Genomic DNA, 2081 nt, shown 5'->3' on the forward strand with positions numbered 1-2081 from the left:
CCATGGAAAAAGTGGCGGTCAGCAAAATGCGCAAGGCACAAATGCGCATGTCGGCTAGCCGTCCTTATGCGGAGCGCATCCGCCAGGTTATTGGCCATCTGGCCAACGCCAACCCGGAATATCGCCACCCTTTCATGATTGACCGCGAAGTAAAGCGTGTCGGTTATGTCGTGGTGAGCAGTGACCGTGGTCTGTGTGGTGGCTTGAACACCAACCTGTTCAAGGCCCTGGTCAAGGACATGGCGGTAAACCGCGAAAACGGCGTCGAGATCGATCTGTGTGTGGTCGGTAGCAAGGGTGCGGCTTTCTTCCGCAACTTCGGCGGTAACGTCGTTGCAGCTATCAGCCACCTGGGTGAAGAGCCGTCGATCAATGACCTGATCGGCAGCGTCAAGGTGATGCTGGATGCCTACCTGGACGGCCGTATTGATCGCCTGTCCGTGGTGTCCAACAAGTTCATCAACACCATGACGCAACAGCCTAAGGTGGAGCAGTTGATTCCGCTGGTGGCAACCCCGGATCAGGAACTCAAGCACCACTGGGATTATCTGTACGAACCGGACGCCAAAGAGCTGCTTGACGGCTTGATGGTCCGTTACGTGGAGTCGCAGGTCTACCAGGCGGTGGTCGAGAACAACGCGGCTGAACAAGCTGCGCGGATGATCGCGATGAAGAACGCTACCGACAACGCCGGTGATTTGATCAGCGATTTGCAGCTGGTCTACAACAAGGCGCGTCAGGCTGCGATCACCCAAGAGATCTCGGAAATCGTCGGCGGCGCTGCCGCGGTTTAACGGTTCAAATATTCAGAGGATCCAGCTATGAGTAGCGGACGTATCGTTCAAATCATCGGCGCCGTTATCGACGTGGAATTTCCACGCGACAGCGTACCGAGCATCTACAACGCGCTGTTGGTACAAAGCGCGGCAGGGACCACCCTGGAAGTTCAGCAACAGCTGGGCGACGGCGTGGTTCGTACCATTGCGATGGGTTCCACCGAAGGCTTGAAGCGCGGTCTGGAAGTCAAGGACTCTGGCGCAGCCATCTCCGTACCGGTCGGTAAAGCGACGCTGGGCCGGATCATGGACGTACTGGGCAACCCGATCGACGAAGCTGGCCCGATCGACACCGAAGAGCGCTGGGGCATTCACCGTCCTGCGCCAACCTTCGCTGAACAAGCGGGCGGCAACGACCTGCTGGAAACCGGCATCAAGGTTATCGACCTGGTTTGCCCGTTCGCCAAGGGTGGTAAAGTCGGTCTGTTCGGTGGTGCCGGTGTAGGCAAAACCGTAAACATGATGGAACTGATCCGTAACATCGCCATCGAGCACAGCGGTTATTCCGTGTTCGCCGGTGTGGGTGAGCGTACTCGTGAGGGTAACGACTTCTACCACGAGATGAAGGATTCCAACGTTCTGGACAAAGTGGCACTGGTTTACGGTCAGATGAACGAGCCGCCGGGTAACCGTCTGCGCGTAGCACTGACTGGCCTGACCATGGCCGAGAAGTTCCGTGACGAAGGTAACGACGTTCTGCTGTTCGTCGACAACATCTATCGTTACACCCTGGCCGGTACTGAAGTATCCGCACTGCTGGGCCGTATGCCTTCCGCAGTAGGTTACCAGCCGACCCTGGCCGAAGAGATGGGTACTCTGCAAGAGCGTATCACTTCGACCAAAAACGGTTCGATCACCTCGATCCAAGCGGTATACGTACCTGCGGATGACTTGACTGACCCGTCGCCAGCGACCACCTTCGCCCACTTGGACGCCACCGTCGTTCTGTCCCGTGACATCGCTTCCCTGGGTATCTACCCAGCGGTCGATCCACTCGACTCGACTTCGCGCCAGCTGGACCCGAACGTAATCGGCCAGGACCACTACGACACCGCTCGCGGCGTACAGTATGTTCTGCAACGTTACAAAGAACTGAAGGACATCATTGCGATCCTGGGTATGGACGAGCTGTCGGAAGCCGATAAGCAGTTGGTAAACCGTGCTCGTAAGATCCAGCGTTTCTTGTCGCAGCCGTTCTTCGTGGCTGAAGTCTTCACCGGTGCCTCGGGTAAATACGTTTCCCTG

2 protein-coding genes are annotated in these 2081 nt (G+C 57.1%); both read left to right on the forward strand.

The features are described from left to right. Positions 1-794: F0F1 ATP synthase subunit gamma (gene atpG / locus ACIPL2_RS26910; RefSeq protein ID WP_401361503.1), on the forward strand; the 794-nt coding region annotated here is incomplete at its 5' end. Positions 795-821: 27 nt separating this feature from the next. After that, the coding region (atpD, locus tag ACIPL2_RS26915; RefSeq protein ID WP_401361505.1) for a F0F1 ATP synthase subunit beta at positions 822-2081 on the forward strand (1260 nt) is incomplete at its 3' end.

It is taken from the genome of Pseudomonas sp. NPDC086251, assembly GCF_044746405.1.
In the GTDB taxonomy this organism is placed as follows: Bacteria; Pseudomonadota; Gammaproteobacteria; order Pseudomonadales; family Pseudomonadaceae; genus Aquipseudomonas.